This window comes from Nitrospira marina, from assembly GCF_059568365.1.
In genome coordinates, this window is the sequence record NZ_JCANTH010000001.1 from 322,112 (window position 1) to 342,089 (window position 19,978).

Here is a 19,978-nt window from a genome sequence, read left to right on the forward strand (position 1 = left end):
AAGGGAACGGAGCTGTGTATCTTGGGATAAAGGTCATGTCCTCCATTTTTCCAATTTCTGAACAAAGCGGGCTGGGGGCCTCATGGGCCTACCGCCTAACCATGGGTTGTCTCTCTCTGCTGCTAGGGTTTCCTGTCATAGGTTTGGCTGAAGTGGAATTGGATTATCAGCGTCGTGGCAACTACAACGAGGGAGTGAGAGGGAAATCGGTGGGAGGGGAAGATCTGGTGCTTATTTCCGCGATGGTGGATTACCAAGAGCCGGTCAAGGAGCTTCCGGACAAGCTGCAAGTTCAATTTTTCCTGGAGAAAGCGGATGCCGTGGATATACGGGTTCGGGAAATCGAACAAAAATATTTTTACTGGCTGGATACGGTCACACCCACGAACCCCTGGATTAAGGGGGCTCACAATCATTTTTCTTGGGACACCGCTTCGGTGCTCCAAGTCTTAAACAGCCGTATGAATATGTATGCTCTGGGAATTGTGATCAAACTGACACCAAACAGGCGCGCAGATATTGATTATCAGGTTGCCCTGCCCGTCTTTTTTTCGCAGACGCTCCCGTCTCGCATTGCTGCCTACCGCTTTGATCTAAAACCTGGTGAAAATGCGCTGTTGAACATTTCTATTGACCATGGCACGGGGACCGATCCGGTGTATTCCACCAGGATTCGCCGAGCCGTAGGAGGACGTCCTGTTCCCATTATTTGGAATGTGGATCAGGCGGATCCAGGATTTTACCGGCTGGTGGTTGATGGATATTTTCTGAGTTCCAATGCCCTCATTCTCCGGCGAATCGGGTTTGTTCATCAGCCAACCCTTAAACCCTAAATCTCTTCCTGATCAAGACGAGGATCCGTGAGCCAGATCTTTATCAGCTATGCCAGGGAAGATCAGGCCAAAGCGAGTGCGCTGGTGCGCCGTTTAGAGCAAGAGGGCTGGGAGATATGGTGGGATCAGGAATTGATCCCAGGGGAGGTTTGGGATGATCGCATTCAAAAAGCCGTGGATGAGGCACAATGCGTAATCGTCCTGTGGTCAAAGGAATCCGTCCAATCCGAATGGGTGCGGGCGGAAGCCCGGGAAGCCCGTCGTCAGAAAATACTCATTCCCATTCTGTTGGATCAGGTCAAGTTGCCCATGCCCTTCTCTTTGATCCAATCGGGGAAATTAGTAGGGTGGACGGGCGACCCCGATGATCCCAGGCTCGACCCCATCGTGGCTGCGGTCAACAAACGGCTTGGTGGAAAACCCCGTGTGGCGCTTTCTCCGGGGGTGGCGGCGGGGGAGAGGTGGGGCCAGCTCAAAACAAAAACCAGCACCCTGACCATGTTGGTGTTGCCCGCACTGCTGACGGGATTGGTCGGGTGGGGAGGCGTGAACTATAAAGTACCCACGAAGGTTGAACTCTCCATTCGGACCAGCCGTGTGGATTTGACGATCAGGTCAACTGTCCCGGCATCTAAGCAACTTCGTCAAACTCAACATAATCTGCTCAACCCCATTCCGGTCGATTTCATCCAACTCGAACATGTTTCGGCCATAAAGGTGGTAGCAGAGAGCCTGGAAGAATTCGTCAACGCTCAGAAGGGTGATCCGGTCATTGCCATCGACGACCAGAGCTGGCGTCCTTTGGAGGAATCCCAGGGACCGGTCGTCTTTCAGCCGGCCCGTCCGGGAGCGATGCCGGTCATACAGGTGGAGTTTTTCAAGAAGCCAGGGGAAAAGGTAAGCCAAGGAAGTTTGGAAGCCGTGACGATCGAAGGGGGAACTGAGTTAGCCCTGACCATCGCCAGGGATAAGGACGCCGGGGGCCAAGCCATAGACCAACTCACGATCGATGGGTGGGGCAACACGATGGGGGCCCAGCTGACCGTTCCGCGGAATTTTCTACTCACTGTCCGGAACGTGGCACGCCAGCCTCTCCCCAATGGTGAAAAGCGGGTCATGAAGGATGGCGTCTATCGCGTTGAGGTTCAACCGGCCAATGGGAGGCTGCAGATTGAAGGCAAGCGTGAAGCGCGAACGATTCAGAAGCGTCCTGGTGAGGGAAGGCGACTCATCATGACGCTTAGCCTGAATACGGAAACGTCAATCCCCATGTTTGGAAAAGAGGTGGTGGCCTTGGAGACGATCCGGTTTTTGGAGGGGCAGGATAGGCTTGGCAACGTACAAGCTCCTGTCATCTTCGAAGGGCAGATCGTACTGTCCCAGCATGCGGAGCAGAGACAGATTTCCATCCGTCAGAATGATATCCTCGTGCTGGAGAATCTGAAAGAAGACTTTCATCTGCAAAGTCTCCAGCGTGACCCTCAGCGTGGGGCGTTGCAAGTGAAGGCCGCAGGCACCGTGGAAGGCATTCGCCTGGGGAGTGCCATAGACAAACAAGACCTCCGGTTGACGGCCTTTGAACGGTTGCAAGGGGATCAGAAATTGATGATGCTTGGGGGACTGATTGTCGTGGTGTTCACGACCACCCTGGGAGGGTGGAGGTTATGGAAGGAACTCTCGACATGAAAGGCGGTCGCCTGATCTTCTGGATACTGGGGTGGGCATTAGCGGGGCTCGTCATGGTATCACCCGCTCTAGTGTCTGGCGAAACCTTACAGGACATGCTGCCGGGGGTGGTCCGCATCAATGCCAAGCTGCCCAAGGGAGGTGAGCGGCATGGGTCGGGATTTATCATTTCAAAAAAGTCCGATGAACTGGCCATCCTCACGGCAGCGCACGTAGTGGCCGGGGATAAATATCCCATGGTGGAGTTTTTCACCGCGCGCGGCCAGAGAGTGAAAGCCGAAGTGCAGGAGGGGTCGGAACTGGATGATCCGTTCCGTGGGTTAGCCCTCCTCATCGTGCGCGAGATGAAGAAGGTGCCGCAGGATGTGAAGGTCCTCAGCCTGTCACGCGAGGCAGTGCAGGTCAGCAGCGGAGAGGCCATGGCGGTTCTGGGTCTTCCTCGAGGGGCGGGGGACTGGGCCGTCATTCATGGCCATATGGTGTCCAGGCGTGGACGAGATTTAAAGTTTAATGCCAATATTGATGAGGGCGCCTCCGGCGGGCCGGTCATTCGCGAAGTACAGGTCGTTGGTCTGGTGCAGACCATTGAGACGTATGGACAAGGTAATCCGGCCGACAGCATCTGGGTCTTTTTGCAAGGTTTCGGCATTCGAAAGGAATCGGAGGGGGTAGCAGGGGGAGGCATTATCAGTAGCATGGGAACCGGATCGGAACCTTCTGGGGGTTTCATGCCTCCGCCGGTCTCCGCATTGACTTCAACCAAAACCGGGAAAGATGGAGCGCCGATGGTGTTGGTGCCAGCGGGTGCGTTTACGATGGGATCGCCGAAAGGAGAAGGTAATGCGGATGAACATCCGCAGCATACGGTTGACCTTGATCCCTATTACATTGATCAATATGAAGTAACGGTGGAACGATACCAGCGGTTTAAGACGCAGACGAACCGAGCCAATGCAGAGTTTTGGGATCAGGTGCAGTTGAATCGTGATGGGCAGAAGCCGGTGGTAGGGATCGATTGGAATGATGCCAAAGCCTATTGTGAATGGGCGGGGAAGCGGTTGCCTACCGAGGCGGAATGGGAGAAGGCGGCGAGGGGCACAGACAAGCGGACCTATCCGTGGGGAAACTCCAAGCCCAATTCCAACACCGCCAATTTTAATAAAGATTGGGATCTGGATGTGGTGTATGCAGAGAAGTTGAAGACCGTCGGGTCATATGAAGGGGGGATGAGTCCCTATGGGGCCTATGACATGGCCGGGAATGTGTGGGAATGGGTCTCAGACTGGTATGCGAAGGATTATTATCAAGCCAGTCCCAAGAAGAATCCCCAAGGGCCATCGAGCGGTGAATTCAAAGTCCTGCGGGGCGGCTCCTGGGGCAATTATCCGGCGGGTCTCCGATCTGCGACCCGGTACAGGGCCTATCCGCCGTCTCGCTATGCGCTTCACGGAGTTCGTTGTGCCCAAGACGCCCGCTAACCCTGTGCACTTTGACCCTGTTTCCCTTTTCATTTTCCCCTCCTTTGTAAGGAGGGGTTAGGGGAGGTAGAAGCGTAGGATCAGAACTCAAGGATTATATTGGCTCGACAGTTCTTCATATTTTTTGGCATGGTCCCGTAAGGTGAAACAACGATGCCCGACGATCCTTCTCTGCCGACGGTGGTCACGAAAGCCTACGATGTTTTGCTGTGGTGTGTGAATCATGTGGGCAAGTTTCCGCGTTCTCATCGATTTGTGCTTGGGAAACGCATTGAAACGGCGATGCTCGATACCGTGCTTCTACTGGTCGAGGCCTCGTATGTGGGAGGAAACCTGCCACTTCTTCGTCGTGCCAATGTCGAACTTGAAAAATTGCGCATTCTCATTCGATTGAGCAAAGATCTTGGGTTCACCAGTCTGAAACAATATGAATATATTTCTCAAGAATGTCTGCTGTTGGGGCAACAGGTTGGAGGGTGGCTACGCTACCAAAAGGGGAAAGGATGAAAAATTCCTTGTTTGCTCGCCTGACCGCCTTTCCGAATGTGTTGCTCGCGTTTCAACGGGCACAACGTGGCAAACGCTTTCGGCCCAATGTCAGTCTGTTCAGTCTGAATGTGGAAAAAGAACTCCTGACGTTGCAGCAAGAGTTACAATCTCGCACCTATCAACCCGGGTCCTATCGAACCTTTTATATTCGAGATAAAAAGTTGCGAATGATTAGCGCGGCACCGTTTCGAGATCGGGTGGTCCACCATGCCTTGTGTAATCTCATTGAACCCATTTTTGAGCGAGGGTTTTTGGATGATAGTTATGCCTGTCGAAAAGGCAAGGGAACGCATGCGGCGGTCGATCGGGCCTGGTCCCATGTCAGGCGTTTCCCCTATGTCTTGAAATGTGATATTTCCCGGTATTTCCCAAGTATTGACCACGACATATTATTGGCCAAGTTACAGCGGAGGATTTGGGACGAAGGCGTCGTCTGGCTTTTAGACTCCGTGATTGATGGCAGCAATCCGCAACCCCCTGTCTTAGAATATTTCCCAGGAGACGACCTCTTTGAGCCCTCTCGATGAAAACGAGGGCTTCCCATTGGTAACCAGACCAGTCAATTCTTTGCCAACGTCTACCTTGATGGCTTGGATCATTATGTTCGGGAGCACTTGAAGGTTCCGGGATATGTTCGGTACGTCGATGATTTCCTGTTGTTCCATCGCGACAAAACTGAACTCCAAATCGCCTTGAAAAGAATTCACGAGTTTTGCGAAGGACTCCGGTTGCGGTTGCATCCACGAAAGTGCACCATAAGCCGAACGCAAGATGGTGTGACGTTTTTGGGCTACCGGCTCTTCCCCACGCATCGAAGACTTGATGCTCAAAACGTCCGGCGATTTTTGAGGCGACTTCGGTGTCTGCAGACGGCCGTGGGAAGGGGTTCGATGACGGAAGAAGATGCACACCGTCGTGTGCAGAGCTGGGTGGCTCATGCACGTCATGCGGATACGAAACAATTGAGGGAAACATTATTGTCAGGTGTGAATTGGGCAGCGTAGGGCGCTGCTCACGGGATCGGTCCACAGGTGAGGCTGCCCTGCGGGGCGGCTCCTGGAACAATAATCCGACGAATCTCCGATCAGCGAACCGGAACAGGAACAATCCGACGAAACGAAATGCGAATAACGGAGTTCGTTGTGCCCAAGATGCCAGCTCGGTGACCAGAGTTCGCCTCTTCATTCCGGAGGGGCGAAGCGTGTCATGCGGGCGTCTAGACCGATCCCGGGCCTGCCTGTTTGGGGGCCGAATAGCGTGGTGTCCTGCTTCAAGGCTGGCCTGATCCAGGGCCGGTCGGGGAGTGGGGGTAAAGTCGAAGATGATCATCTTGCTTGATAGGGTTCGACGACCAGGGTATGCACGGTATGCCAAGATTCCTATGGCTATCGGATTTTGTAACTTTGTGTTGCTGGTGGGTCTGTTTGTCTTTCTCGAAATGGGGGAGGTCTACGGGCAAACCCCCTCGGTGGAAAATCTCAAACATGGGGTGGTGAAGATTACGGCCAAAAATCCCAACCGCATTGGCACTGGCGTCATTGTGGGTGTGAAAGGGAAGACGGCGTATATTGCCACGGCCTCACATGTGATTGAGGGAGATCCTTTGCCACGCGTCATGTTCTATCAGGACGGGACGCGTTCTTATCCCGCTTCCATTCAGGGCATGGAAGGGGGTAATCGCAAAGGATTAGCCGCCTTGGTGGTCGAAGGTGACCTTCCCTCAGGAATTCGACCAATTGCGTTTAATGCTGAAACCCAGTTCACAGGTGGAGAAAAAGCCACGGTGATTGGGTTCCCACGAAGGGTGCCGGTCCCTTGGGCTGTGGCAGAAGGGACGATCACCGGTTTAGTGGGGCCGGATTTGATCTTTACCGGCCCCGTGGAAGAGGGAAATTCTGGAGGCCCCTTACTGTTTGGCGGACGGGTCATCGGTCTGATTACGGATATTGTGGGTTCGTATAACTATGCGAAACCCTCGGTGATTGCCCAGTACGAACTCAAAAACTGGCAATTGGTGTTTACCGGGGCGGGTTCATCCACCCCGTCAGGAAAGGTGAACCAAGTGCCTGCGGATATGGTGTTGATTCCCGAAGGCACCTTTCAAATGGGATCACCTGATGGAGAGGGCGATACAGATGAACATCCGCAACATGCGGTTACGCTTGATACGTTTTATTTGGATACGCATGAAGTGACGAACCGACAATTTCAACAATTCGTTCAGGCCAATAGTTATCAGACGACTGCTGAAAAAGAAGGCACTGCGTATGGACTAACTTCTCAAGGTGATTGGAAGGAAATCGCAGGGGCGAATTGGCAGAGGCCGGAAGGTGAAGATTCGGTGTTTACTTCGGGGCGAGAATCTCATCCGGTCGTGTCTATTTCATGGGAGGATGCCAAGGCCTATTGTATGGGGATGGGCAAACGTCTGCCGACGGAAGCCGAGTGGGAATATGCGGCCCGTGCAGATGCCACTACAACCTATTGGTGGGGCAAGGAGCTTCCCCGTTCATCCAACCGCGTAGCGAACCTCGCGGACAAAGCAGCCAAAGAAAAATTCGGATGGAGTTATGCCATCGATTCGTATGATGATGGGTATGCCCGCACGGCACCTGTTGGATCGTTTCAGGCGAATCCATGGGGACTCTACGATATGGCCGGGAATGTGTGGGAATGGGTCGCAGACTGGTATGCGGAGGATTATTATCAAGCCAGTCCCAAGAAGAATCCCCAAGGGCCATCCAGCGGTGAATTCAAAGTCCTGCGGGGCGGCTCCTGGGGCAGTTATCCGTCGTATCTCCGATCTGCGGTCCGGAGCAGGGACTATCCGACGGAACGGGATGCGAATCTCGGAGTTCGTTGTGCCCAAGACGCCCCGTAACCCTGTGCTCTTTTTTCTTTTACCCTTTTCTTTCTTGTCATGCGGAGTCCCTTCAACTAAGGCTCAGCGAAGCATCGCCCCTGTCGGATAGTTTGGACACAGATTCTTTGTTTCTTTCAAGAAAACACCTTGGATACTGGTTTGAAAAATGCGTTGGGTACTTACCGGGTAATTGAGATGTCTGCAGCCCCTAGCAAGCATGATGAGAGAAAACCCCTGTGTTATTCTGGCCGGCTTTGGCCGGAATTAAAAAAGTTTATGCAAAGGTCTATCACTCAATTTTGGCGTTCTTTCCCCCTTTGCTCCTCCGTCAGATGTGCTTCTTCCAGCTTACCTGCTCGAGGACCTGTCCCAGTGCCTGTCAGTGTCTCATTGAAATTGCCGTGCGAAGGGTAGGAATTATTCGACGGATTTGCTGTAATGCAATTCCGTCTTGTTTGATTGGCCAAACGAATGGAACGCATATGTGTCATCGTCGATATGATAATGAACCGCTTGTTCCGCCGGAAGGATTCGGGGGTCATGCCAAAAACATCATGTGAGGAATAGACAATGAAACGTCTTGTCGTGCATGGACAAACTGAGCCGTTCGAACTGAAATCCGCAACTCCCGATTTTCCTGCCAATCTAAAGGACCTGGTCACCCTGAAACATAGTGCCAGAGTCCAACGGGCTCGCGCGGGCCAACCACCTCTGGAATTTGATGATTTGAGCCCGAACGATCTCATCCAGTTGGAGCTGGATCAGGGATTGAAATTGTGGGTCCGGGTGGATGATCTGGAAAGGGATTTTGGATTGACTCCCAGTCGAGGGCCTGCCGGTGACGTGGTCGAACTTCCCAGCGTGTTGCCTATTGGGGCCTCCAGTCGGGGTATCGTCGGAAATTGGGTGATAAAAGGTTTCAAAGTGTTTGGCCTGGACCCGGTGGGCGCAACCACGGACTTGATTAAGGATAAGGTTGAGGGTGTGTTGAAGCCGGGTCCGGGTCTCTATCGGTGGGAAGGAAAAGAGTCGTCTAATTACACCCGGATCAAATCTCTGGAAAAGGAAAAGACAGATAAACCGTGGCTGGTCTTCATTCATGGAACCGCCTCTTCGACCGAGGGCAGTTTCGGCGGACTCTGGGAGGGGGGCGCCAATGCCCGTATGGTGCAACTCCTTGGGCATTACCCCAAACGTGTGCTGGCCTTCCAACATCGAACGCTTTCTCAGAATCCCATTCAAAATGCGTTGGAACTTGCCGGGTATTTTCCCGAAGGGGCTCGTCTGCACCTGGTCTCGCATTCCCGAGGTGGACTCGTGGGGGAATTGCTGTGTCGTAGCATCATGGAGGGCCGATTTCCCTTTGATCAGGATGATCTCCAGGTCTTTGCCCAACCGGATCGAAAGGCCGATCTGAAGCAGTTGGAGCAACTCGGTCACCTGCTCCAACAAAAGCAATTGATCATTGAGAGGTTTGTCCGGGTGGGATGTCCAGCCCGCGGCACCACGTTGGCGAGTGGCCGGTTGGATCGGTACCTCTCGATTATCCTGAACGTGGTCGGGGTGATCCCTGGACTGAAGGGCAACCCGGTGCTTGAGGGACTCTCCGCATTCCTGCTGGGCGTGGTGAAAAACCGGACCAAACCGGAAGAGTTACCCGGATTGGAAGCGCAGATGCCGGATTCGCCATTGGTTCGCATCCTCAATCGACCGGGGGTGCGTTCGATGGCGGGCCTGCATATTTTAGGCGGGGATGTGGCCGGAGAAGGGGTGCTGGGGCGACTTAAAACCTTCGTGACGGATTTATTCTATCGGGAAGATCATGATCTGGTCGTGAATACCCCGGCGATGTTCGGCGGGACAGAGCGGACAGGGGAGGTGCAGTATTGGATCGACACCGGAAAGGAGGTGGATCATTTCCATTATTTTCGCAATCCGGATACGGCGAATCGGCTGATGCAGGCTCTCACCAAGGACGTGCCCCATTCCCTCTTTCACCGACTGGAGCGCGAGCCGTCCGAAGTGACCGAAGATGATTACCACAAACGCGCTGTCGGATCCCCACAGCCTGTTGTTTATGTCCTGCCCGGCACCATGGGCAGTCAACTCAAGGTGGGAAAGGATCGGGTCTGGTTGGATAAGTTGGATTTAGCTTTCGGAGGCCTGAAAAAGCTGAAGCATACCGCGAAAAATGTCGTGGCTGACCAACCTATCGGGAGTGGCTATAAGGACCTCATCAAGTATTTGGCCAATTCACATACCGTTAAACCCTTTGCCTATGATTGGCGAAAATCGCTGGTCGAACTTGCTGACCGGTTTCGTAAGGATTTAGAGGAAACGGTCAAGGCACAGGAAGCTGTGGGACAACCGGTACGGATCCTCGCGCACTCCATGGGCGGGTTGGTGGTGCGGGTCATGATGGCGACGGAAGAGGGAAAAAAGGTGTGGGATCGCATGTGCCAGCATCCCGGTTCCCGGTTCATCATGCTGGGCACTCCCAATGAGGGGTCGCATGCCATCACCGGTATGCTCATGGGGCGTGATCCACTGGTGCGAATGTTAGACCTTCTGGATATCACCAATTCCCAATCGACGTTACTGGGAATTATTTCCAGATTTGATGGAGTTCTGCAGCTTCTCCCGCATAACGGGGCCCTTGATGTCTATCAGTCGGAAACCTGGAAGTCACTCCTGGAGCATGACCGGGATCGGGCACGAGGGTTATTCGGGGCAAAGGTGGCGACCTCACAAACAGCAGGTATTGAGTGGCCCGTGCCAAATGCTGAGCAACTGGCTGAAGCCTTCAAGGTTCAGCAACTTCTTCAGGCCAGCCCGATTGATTCTCAACGGATGCTCTATGTTGCGGGGCGAGCGGATGCGACACCATGCGATGTCTCCATTGACCTCTCGGCTCCAGCCAAGCGGCGAGTACGGATTGATGCGACCTCCTTTGGGGATGGGCGGGTTCCCTGGGATACCGGCATTCCCGAAGCACTCAAACACCAGACGTATTATCTGGACATTGAGCATGGTGATCTGGCCAATGCTCCGGAACACTTTGATGGCCTGCTTGATTTATTGAATGCCGGGGTCACCACGAAGTTGTCCCAAGTGCCTCCCGTTCGTCGCGGCGTGTCCGTCGTCCCCTTTGAACTCCCCGAGGTTCGGCTCGAAATGTATCCCAGCGAGGAGGATCTTATTGCGTCCGCCCTGGGCTCGACTCGGGTCAAAAAGAAACGCCAGCCTACCCGGAAAATTACCGTGACCATGGTCCATGGCAATTTGTCCCGCGCCTCGTCTCCTGTGGCGGTGGGGCATTATGAAGGAGACACGATTGTCAGTGCCGAGGCCTATCTGGACCGGCAACTCAATGGTCGATTGCGTGAACGGCAGTGCTTGGGCCTCTATCCGGATAAACTCAATACTTCTGCGGTGGTGCTCAATGATGGGGATTGTCATCAGGGAAGAACGCATCCCGGGGCCATAGTGGTGGGGTTGGGCATGGTTGGGGATTTAACCCCGGGAGGGTTAACGAGCACCATGGCCGATGCGATGGTCAACTATGCGCTTACATGTATCGAGGTCGAGCGGGAACGCCGCCGCGCCACGACGGTGGATGGTTCGTGTGGTCCAAAACTGAAAATCCCTCTGACCATGTTGCTGATTGGGACGGGTGCGGGAGGCCTGTCCCTGGTTGATTCCCTCCAATCGCTCCTTCGTGGAATTCTTCAGGCGAATCGGCGTTTGGACCGACTGGAACGGACAGAGACACCTGAATCTGAAAAGCCGACCGCAGATGATGAAAGTCTCACGGGCTCCATCGAGACGGTCGAGATACTCGAGTTGTATCAGGATCTGGCCATTCAAGCCACGAAGTCACTACTGGAACTGGGACGATCACAAGATTTTCGTGAACATCTGCATATCCATGAAGTCATGGTCGAAGGAGTTGAGGGGCGTCGCCGTGCCTCATTTGATGAGGATGCGGGGTGGTGGCAACGAATGCGCATTGCCACCCAGAATGACGGCTCCTTGAAATTTGAAGCCCTCACCAATCGTGCGCGGGCGGAAACCTATTTGCAGCCGGCACAACGCAAGCTCATTGAACGGTTTTTAGAACGAGCCATGGCTACCACCCAGAATGATCTGGAATTATCCAGCACGTTGTTTGAGCTCATCATTCCGAATCGGATGAAAGAATATGCTCCGGACCGTCGAAGTATGGTGCTGGTGTTGGATGAGAAGTCGGCCGCCTATCCTTGGGAATTATTGCACAATCGGTTTGATCCCAACTCGCGTCCTCTCGCTGTGGAGGCCGGGATGGTGCGGCAAATGGCGGTTCCCCAATTCCGGGAAAAAGTTCTCCATGGAACAGCTCTCAATGCGCTCGTCATTGGGGACCCCACCAGTCACGAATCTTCAGGAAAATTTTCTCCCTTGCCGGGTGCCGCGGCCGAAGCGCGGGAAGTGGCGCAACTCATTCGTCACCAGGAGTACCGTGATGTCGTGGAACTCGTGGAGGGTGAAGCGACACCGGATGCGATTCTGACTGCCCTGTATCAACAGCCCTATCGAATTGTGCATTGTGCGGCGCATGGCGTCTTTGAATTCCCTTTAGAAGAGGAGGCTGCCAAGTCCGGAGCGATAGTCACCAAAACGGAATCTTATACGAAACCTAAAACGGTCACGGGGATGGTCTTAGGGGAAGGCCTGTTTTTGACCCCGGCCGAAATTGATCAAATGCGGTATGTGCCCGAATTGGTATTTTTGAATTGCTGCCATCTGGGACAAACCAAAGGCAGTGCTGAACAATCGAACATTCCGTTTCATCAACTCGCCTCAAACCTGGGGACTCAGCTGATTTGTATGGGTGTGCGGGCGGTGGTTGCGGCAGGTTGGGCAGTGGACGACCTTGCCGCCAAAACCTTTGCCAAGAAATTTTATGAAGAGATGTTCCAAAATCGAACATTCGGTGATGCCGTGCGGCTGGCGCGTGAGGAGATATTTCTTCGCCAGGGCGGATCCAATACGTGGGGGGCGTACCAATGTTATGGGGACCCGGATTTTTCGTTAACGATCGGAGCGAAAAGCATGGGTAGGCAACGCCGGATGGTGGCTCCTGTCGAATTGCGAGTGGAATTGTACAATCTGGTTCAAGAGGCCAAAACAGCCGAGCCGAAAGATGAGCCCCGGTTGCGACGCCGATTGCAAGAATTGTCTGCCGGTGTTGGACAAGGGTGGACGGAGTCCGCGGCCATGTGTGCGGCGCTGGGGTTGGCCTATGGAGAATTGGGCCTCTTTGCGGAGGCGGTCCGATTCTATGATCGAGGGAGAATGCTGCAACCGGCCGATGCGACGGTGGAGTCGCTGGAGCAGTTAGCCAACCTGAAAGTCCGGTGGGCGCTCGATCGTCTTGAAAGCCAGGGAAATGTAAAAACACAAAAGCTCGACCCCCTGGAAAAGGAATTCCCGATCACGGACCTGTTTAAGGATGCGGAAAAAATTCTCGCGGGCCTACTTACGATTCAACACACACAAGAGCGGTATGCGCTCAAAGGGAAGCTCTACAAAGGAAAAGCCATGCTCCTCACCAAGAAGGGGGAGCAACGGAAAGCCTTACTGGAAATGAGGAATTGTTATGCGGAGGGCTACAAAATCGGCAAAGCGGCAAAGCGAAACGATGTGTATTATCCTTTGGGAAATCGGCTCGCGGCTGAGATTGTGCTCTCGTGGGATAAGCCTAAAGGGCGGTCAACTCAACGCGGGAAGACAAAAGGCGCTGATCCTCTCGCACAGGGGCTTGCAGAATTTTCAACCTATGCACAAGATTTAATCGGAAAAGGACAATCCTTTTGGGATATGAGTCTGACCCCGGATCACAAACTGCTCGAGGCATTATATGCACAGCGTCTGACAGTCAACGGTCAAAAGGAAATTCTCGGTGGATATCTTGCTGCCAAACGACTGGGAGGTTCAGCCAGAGAAATAAATTCCGTGATCAACAATATCAAGTTCTTTGAATCGATGGTTGCCACTCAGGCCCCTCTCAAAATTCGTCAACAGCTGAGCGCCGGACTGAAAACATTACATGAGAGTCTTGTGTCCGGTGTTGGCGCAAATGGCGAGCCTGAATCGTAATGATTTTTTCAGATGAAAGGTGATCGCCTATGGTGCTCCCTTGGGAAATTGCCCAATGCACCATCTGTTATCCCTGCCGCCATGGGACCCTTCTACTTACCCGTCTCGTTCAGGGGGACCTGGTTGAGACTCTCGGTCCTGGCGTTCTTGACTGGTGTGTGAAGGGCCTTTAGATGCACTGCAGGCGATGGAGTACTTGAGGTCTAGTCCCAGTATATCCAGGTGTCTCGGCTTGCAAGTCCTGTAGAGCGTGCTCGCGCAAATCAGCCGACTCATACCGCTTTTAAAAAGACATCCGCTTCAGAAGGATAGGTTCCGTATCCATGTAATGATCCGGTTTCTCGAATCCTGTCAAATTAAACTAAAAATCAGATATATTTTGAAAATTGCAGATCAGGAATTGGATAAATGGATTGCTTGATCTTGCCATGAACGTCATCCGAAGGAGGGTACGACTTCAGCCTGCGTTGTCATGTTGAGCTGTGGAGAAGCATCTGGTCCATCCGAAATTTGTAAGGACTGAAAAGAATTAATCGAATTCTCGATCATTCATCCAACTTCTTTTCCCGCTCCGCTGCCGGTTTTCCGCTAGATTCATTTTTCCGTCCGCGGTAGACTCCTCCTTATCTTCATGAGGGTTGTCCAATCGAACGCACTTTAAGGAAGAGCTTCCCTGAAAACGTGGAGGAGTTGTTAGCCATGAAAAAGGGTGTTTTAGGATTACTCCTGATTCTGGTGTTCATCGCTGGGGTCCCATCGGTACCCTGGGCTCAACTGGATATTCAATATCAATCCCGCAGTCAGGATCACTTAGGCAGTTGGAAGGAAGGCGTCAAACCGAAGCCGGTCTCGGGATTGAATATCGAATTGATTTCAGTTCTGGCCGATTACCAGGAACTGGTTTCCTCTGACAACTTTCCGAATGCGGTGAAGCTTCAATTTTATTTAGACGATGAGCATGCGGTGTATCTGACCGTTCGCGAACTGGATTATCGCACCTACTATTGGTTGGATAAGGTGGAACCTGCCCGGGTCTGGGAAAAGGGGTTTCAGAATGTCTTTGCCTGGCCGACCGATCCTGTTTTGCAGCACCTGACTCCCAAACTCGGTCTCTATGAATTGGGGGCACTGGTTCGCCTCGATGCCGAGTCGACTTCCAGCATAGAGCGAGTGGCCCCGGCGGTGCTCTATCACAAGGCTGCGCCATCGAAAATTGAAGGGTATTTCTTTACCTTAAAAACCGGTGAAGATGCGAGACTCCTGGTCTCCATAACACGCAAGGCTTCCGGCAAGGAAATTGAGAGGCAACTCTTCAGAAGAAAACGTGCCGGTCTTCCCTTTACGATTCATTGGGACGCCAAAGATGCAGAGCCAGGCTCCTACAAACTGGACATCAGCGGGTTTTCTCTTTCCTCCAATCAACCCATTTCCAAAGAGATTCACTTCTACCATCAGCCAATCGTGAACCCGTAAAGGGAGGCTTCCCTTCAGTCATGAAGGACGTGTTCATCAGTTACGCCAGCGAGGATCGACCCTTGGCCCAACAATTGGCTGCATCCTTGGAGCAATCAGGGATGTCGGTTTGGTGGGATCGCCAGATTCAAGTGGGAAGCGAGTGGGATAAAACGATTGAAGACGCGTTGGCCTCGGCGCAATGCGTAGTGGTGTTATGGACCGCTCACGCTAAAAATTCCCGGTGGGTGCGGGCAGAGGCTCGGGAAGCTCTGAATACGGAAAAGGTCATACCGGTCATGTTGGAGGCCAATGCCATCCCCTTGGCGTTTACCGGTATTCAGGCCTTGTGCTTTCTTGGGTGGGCAGGCACGGCCGGATCCAGGGAATTTGAAATTCTCCTTTCTGTCATCCGTGCCAAATTAGAGGGAAAGCCTGTTGAGCTCCCTGAAGCCTCTTCCACCCAACCTTCTCTGCTCGGAAAATTGGTCGCTCTTTTTGGGGTCAAGGCCGGGGTGGGAGGGGTTCTTGCCATCCTGCTGATCGGCAGTTCTTTTGTGCGAGTCGATCCGGATATTTCGGTGCATGTGGAAACCACCCGGATGGAATTTAGCGTGGCGCCGGGCGTGGATGATAAACGACTGACGGATACGGTGACCTTTGAGACCCTGACCGTTGAAAATATCGGCAAACTCGCTATCAGTCCAGACCGGCTGTTGGTTGCGGATCCGGCTGATTATGATATGGAGTCGGATAGTTATCCGCCGAAAGCCTGGTTTGATATCCCCGTCAATGGGCGAACCGTGCAATTTGATGTGGGCAGCTCTGGTATGGCCTCGGAAATCACCATTGAACCCACGGATCATCAGGAGGCCGTTGCGGGGCAACTCGATGGTATCGTGCTGACCGACGAGACGTTTGTCACGATGCAGGTTTCCAATGATAATGCGGTCACTTTGGCATTCCGAAAGAAAGAGGGGCCACAGCGAGTGGTGGTGTCCCGCATACATGCCGTCCAATTCATTCAAATCGGATTACAAGCGCCGCCCGAACTTTCCATTCCTTTTCCCCAGGATCAAGAGCTGACCTATCACATTATTTTTGAGAAGAAGCCGGGAACGATGGAACTGTTTGGGCAGGATGAGTCTCTGGTCCTGGTGATGAAAGAAAAAGAAATCACAAGCAAGAAACCGATTTCCAGTTCAGTCTTGCCGATACAATCCATTGACTTTTCCTCGCAGGATCCTGGGACTGGTGAACGCAAACCGCCAGAGGGATTTGCAGGAACGGTGGAATATGTGAGTCCCGAAGGAATGCCCTCGGTGCCGATGGGAACCAATGCGTTTCTGACCCTGGACCATCTGGACCATTTTGAGATCACTTCAATCAGCATAGATCCGATCGGCCATAAATTGGTGGTGGATCTGAAGGGCAAGGCCGGCTATGTCAAAACCGGCACAACTGACAATCCACAGGATCTTCGCCCGACCCTCTTTGATAAAATTCGACTAAGTCCTCTGTTTGAACCAGTCCGTAAGCTGATCGGGTTGTAGAGGATGAAGAGTGTGCCAGACATCGTGCTATCCAAAGAAGACGACGTGTCACCGACACGTCGCTCCAGAATGAGATCAACCGGGTTGCTGTCTTAATGTAGAGACGTCCCGGTGGGACGTCTCTCTTGGATTGCTGGACGATGTAGGGGGGGCCACATGGTAAAGCACATCTACCTTTCTTGGATACGCTGGCCGATGTGTGCCGCGGACGACGTTCCACTGGAACGTCGCTACGAGGAGAGGAGCCCTTGTTGTGGCCTGTGATCATGGGATAACCCATCTCCCTTGGTTTCGATTCATAGGAATGATACAGATGTGGCTCCTTGTGAAAATTCACGCTGTCATAGGTCTTTTAGGAATTTTCTTTTGGGTTGGGATGATAGGGTGGAGTGAATCTGTCATGGGCCAAGACCTGGATTCGCTCAAAGCCGGTGTCGTCAAAATTACAACCAAAAGTGGACAGGTGGGGACCGGGTTCATCGTTCGGCTCGAATCGGAGAAGGTCTATGTCATTACCGCAGCTCATGTCATCGCGGGGGATCAGCAACCGACGGTCGAATTCTATTCAATGAATCTTGTGTCAGGAGGACAAGCGGTTGCCAATGGTTCGGTATTGCCAGGAGCTCAAGTGAATGATGACCTTCGAGGGTTAGCGGTTTTGATCGTGAGGGGGAAAGAACATATCTCCAAGGATGCGCGTGTCCTAACCATTGAATCATTAACTCCTTTGGTTTCTGTTGGCGAAAAAGCGATGGTCTTTGGCCATCCGGGAGGCGGGGGAGACTGGGCCATGGTGAAGCGCGATATCTCTAATCGTGTTGTCCACGATATCACTTTGGATCCAGGAGTGGCGTCCCGTTTTTCCGGAGGACCGATCATCGTAAATACCAAGGTTGTGGGGATGGTGATGTCCAATAGAGGAGAGTTTGGCTTGGGCATTACCCACAAAAGCCTGTTGAGTTATTTGGACGGCATTGGCATTGAACCCGGATCCATGAACGAAAATGTCAACAGAGAATTTGGCTCTGAAGCCCATGCCCACCCAGTTCCGACACCTATTCCGACACCTAGCATCTTTCCCAAAACCGAAACCGGCGCGGGTATCGGCACGTTGAAAAAAGGTGTGGTGAAGGTGACCGCTCATTTTACTCAGAATCGAAAAGTCGGAACCGGCTTTATCGTCGGACAAAGCCAGAAGAATCTGTTTATTGTGACCGCTTCCTATGTGGTGGAAAGCGAAGTTGAGGTGCCGCAATCGGTCACGGTGACATTTTTTACGCGTCAGGAAGAATCACTGGTTGCAAAGGTGGTGAAAAAAGAGGGTGGAGATCCGCACGGCCTGGCACTTTTGAAAGTTGGCGGGAATGTTCCGGGGGATGTACAGATTTTGGAATGGGATACTCAAACCCGGTTTCAGGGTGGGGAGGAGTTCCAGCTCATCGGCTTTCCACGTATGGGCGGCAATGCCTGGGCGGTTACTAAAGGGATTTTGTCGGGCTTTGACGGCCAAGTTTTGAAGTATTCCGGGGCGGTTGAAGAGGGTAACTCTGGAGGGCCTTTATTGTATCAAGGCAAAGTTATAGGGGTGGCGATGGAAGTCACCGGGCAATTCGGCAATGCGAAACCGGCTCAAATTGCGAAATTTACCCTGGACAATTGGTTAGTGTTAAATGAGCTAACTAATCGAGAGGAGCAATAGGGTAAAGATGATGTTCCCATGGCGGTGACCCTTGGGGAGGGTTTGTTTACCATTATTATCTTGCTTCGGAAGGGCTTTAAATTTCTCTTTCATTTCCTTCATTCATTTTCATAATTAAATTCGTTGACGGTGGAATCCATCATTGCCGTTTCAGACAGATCAGATTCACAAGATATTTTCAGGGCCGTCCGGACGATTTTTTCTGCTGATCTTTCTCCCTTCCACTGAACGAGCTCTGAGTGGATGGGCTTGGCTTCATGTGATAGTTGTGACAAGATGGTTGCAAATGAGGACCTCATACACAGGGTAAAGGATTTGACGATGGTATCCATCCATTCTCTGGTTGTCTTGCTTGTTGCCATGCTGGGCATGGTCCCACCGGTGTGGGCCGATGTGGATATCGACATGCTGAAAAAGGGTGTGGTCAAGATTACGGCTCAATTCCCCAACAGGCAAAAGGTTGGAACCGGCTTTGTGGCCGGACAGGGCAAAAAACATGTGTTTATCGTGACCGCTTCACATGTGATTGAGGGAGAGGCTGAAGTCCCTCAGTCGATCACCGTCACTTTTTTTTCTCATCAAGAAGAACCGTTGGTCGCTGAGGTGATCAATAAAGAAGGCGGGGATCCCAGAGGGTTGGCCCTGTTGAAAGTGGGCGGAGATCTCCCCGATGACGTGCAGATTTTAGAGTGGGATACCCAGAGTCAATTGCATGGGGGCGAGGAAGTGCGGGTGATCGGGTTTCCACAGGTTGGTGGCAATCCATGGGCGGTGACCCGGGGGACTCTGTCTGGATTTGACGGTCCCATTCTTAAATTTTCTGGTGCCGTTGAAGAAGGGAACTCTGGAGGACCACTGCTCTACCGGGGAAGAGTCATCGGTGTCATCGTGGAAATCATCCGGCAGTTTGGTAATGCCAAACCTTCTCAAATTGCTCAATTCACGGTGGACAATTGGCCGGGGTTTAGCCGTCAAGTCAGGATTGAACCCCAAAATATTTCACCGGGGAGCGCCACAGATACCGGTGATTCAGCTGGAAAGAGGTTGGCCGCGTTGGTCGTCACCACCGTTCCCAAGGATGCGGAGGTGTTTGTTGACGATGAACTTGTTGGAAACACGACACAGGGATCAGTCGTCGTGGGTCAATTACCTCCCGATGAATACGAGGTGGCGGTCAAAAAGAAAGGCTATCGACCTTGGACTAAGAGTGTCGAACTTCTTCCCGGCGAACGTCGGGAGTTGAACGCGACCCTCCAGGAAGGAGCCGTGGTTGATGTGACGGGCATCTGGAAAAACCCCAATGACCCGACCGTGTCCTATGTCCTGCAACAAATTGGAGATCGGGTGGTCATGAGAGAGGTGACCACCAGTGTGTTGGGAACCATGGTGACCGCGGAGGGAGAAGGACAATTGCAAGGCAACCAATTATCTATTTTCTATCGGACCGTGTTGGGAACGATGGGCCAATCTACAACCACGATGTCCGATGATGGGAGAACCTTAACCGGGACCTTCCAGGATTTTTCCAATATGATTCCCATGAATCTCTCGTTGGTTCGAACGGCAGATTCTCCCGCCTCCTTTGGTTTACCAGGCAATGATGCGTGGAACGCCATTCAGGGTTTTGGGCAGTAAGCACCATTTGTTTTCGTGCATTCCTTTTCTGCAATCATACAAACATGCGTAGTGTTCGGGTCTCAACTGTGCAGCCGATTAAAGGGTGTTAC

Annotated in this window: 13 protein-coding genes; all 13 read left to right on the plus strand. The window is 52.6% G+C overall.

Annotated features, from left to right (window positions below; translation table 11 throughout):
* Positions 1 to 35: 35 nt before the first annotated feature.
* The 13 genes from LX98_RS01415 (at position 36) to LX98_RS01475 (ending at position 19,886) form a co-directional block, all read left to right on the plus strand.
* Positions 36 to 833, plus strand: a complete 798-nt coding sequence (locus tag LX98_RS01415; protein WP_496427203.1) for a hypothetical protein — start codon at positions 36 to 38, stop codon at positions 831 to 833.
* 27 nt (positions 834 to 860) lie between these two features.
* Positions 861 to 2,519 carry a TIR domain-containing protein gene (locus LX98_RS01420; RefSeq protein WP_496427204.1) on the plus strand — a complete coding sequence of 553 codons (1,659 nt, stop codon included), beginning with the start codon at positions 861 to 863 and terminating at the stop codon, positions 2,517 to 2,519.
* Complete coding sequence (locus tag LX98_RS01425; protein ID WP_496427205.1) at positions 2,516 to 3,997, plus strand: SUMF1/EgtB/PvdO family nonheme iron enzyme; 1,482 nt, start codon at positions 2,516 to 2,518, stop codon at positions 3,995 to 3,997. Before LX98_RS01420 ends, LX98_RS01425 begins: the two co-directional genes overlap by 4 nt.
* Positions 3,998 to 4,150: 153 nt before the next feature.
* Positions 4,151 to 4,504: a diversity-generating retroelement protein Avd gene (avd, locus tag LX98_RS01430; RefSeq protein ID WP_496427206.1), complete on the plus strand. Its 354-nt coding sequence runs from the start codon at positions 4,151 to 4,153 to the stop codon at positions 4,502 to 4,504.
* Positions 4,501 to 5,073 carry a hypothetical protein gene (locus tag LX98_RS01435; protein WP_496427207.1) on the plus strand — a complete coding sequence of 191 codons (573 nt, stop codon included), beginning with the start codon at positions 4,501 to 4,503 and terminating at the stop codon, positions 5,071 to 5,073. Before avd ends, LX98_RS01435 begins: the two co-directional genes overlap by 4 nt.
* 63 nt (positions 5,074 to 5,136) lie before the next feature.
* Positions 5,137 to 5,550: a reverse transcriptase domain-containing protein gene (locus tag LX98_RS01440; protein ID WP_496427208.1), complete on the plus strand. Its 414-nt coding sequence runs from the start codon at positions 5,137 to 5,139 to the stop codon at positions 5,548 to 5,550.
* On the plus strand, positions 5,538 to 5,831 hold the full coding sequence (locus tag LX98_RS01445) for an SUMF1/EgtB/PvdO family nonheme iron enzyme (protein ID WP_496427209.1): 294 nt from the start codon (positions 5,538 to 5,540) through the stop codon (positions 5,829 to 5,831). Before LX98_RS01440 ends, LX98_RS01445 begins: the two co-directional genes overlap by 13 nt.
* 36 nt (positions 5,832 to 5,867) lie before the next feature.
* Positions 5,868 to 7,427, plus strand: coding sequence for an SUMF1/EgtB/PvdO family nonheme iron enzyme (locus tag LX98_RS01450; protein WP_496427210.1), 1,560 nt, complete (start codon positions 5,868 to 5,870; stop codon positions 7,425 to 7,427).
* A 552-nt stretch (positions 7,428 to 7,979) separates the two neighbouring features.
* The gene (locus tag LX98_RS01455; protein WP_496427211.1) at positions 7,980 to 13,547 is read left to right on the plus strand and encodes a DUF7379 domain-containing protein; all 5,568 of its coding nucleotides are present in this window, start codon (positions 7,980 to 7,982) and stop codon (positions 13,545 to 13,547) included.
* Between the two features lie 699 nt (positions 13,548 to 14,246).
* Positions 14,247 to 15,020, plus strand: coding sequence for a hypothetical protein (locus LX98_RS01460; RefSeq protein WP_496427212.1), 774 nt, complete (start codon positions 14,247 to 14,249; stop codon positions 15,018 to 15,020).
* A gap of 20 nt (positions 15,021 to 15,040) precedes the next feature.
* Positions 15,041 to 16,552, plus strand: coding sequence for a TIR domain-containing protein (locus tag LX98_RS01465; RefSeq protein WP_496427213.1), 1,512 nt, complete (start codon positions 15,041 to 15,043; stop codon positions 16,550 to 16,552).
* 400 nt (positions 16,553 to 16,952) lie between these two features.
* On the plus strand, positions 16,953 to 18,251 hold the full coding sequence (locus LX98_RS01470) for a trypsin-like peptidase domain-containing protein (protein WP_496427214.1): 1,299 nt from the start codon (positions 16,953 to 16,955) through the stop codon (positions 18,249 to 18,251).
* Positions 18,252 to 18,572: 321 nt separating this feature from the next.
* Entirely contained in the window at positions 18,573 to 19,886 is a 1,314-nt protein-coding gene (locus tag LX98_RS01475; protein ID WP_496427215.1) for a trypsin-like peptidase domain-containing protein, read from the plus strand.
* Positions 19,887 to 19,978: the final 92 nt, after the last annotated feature.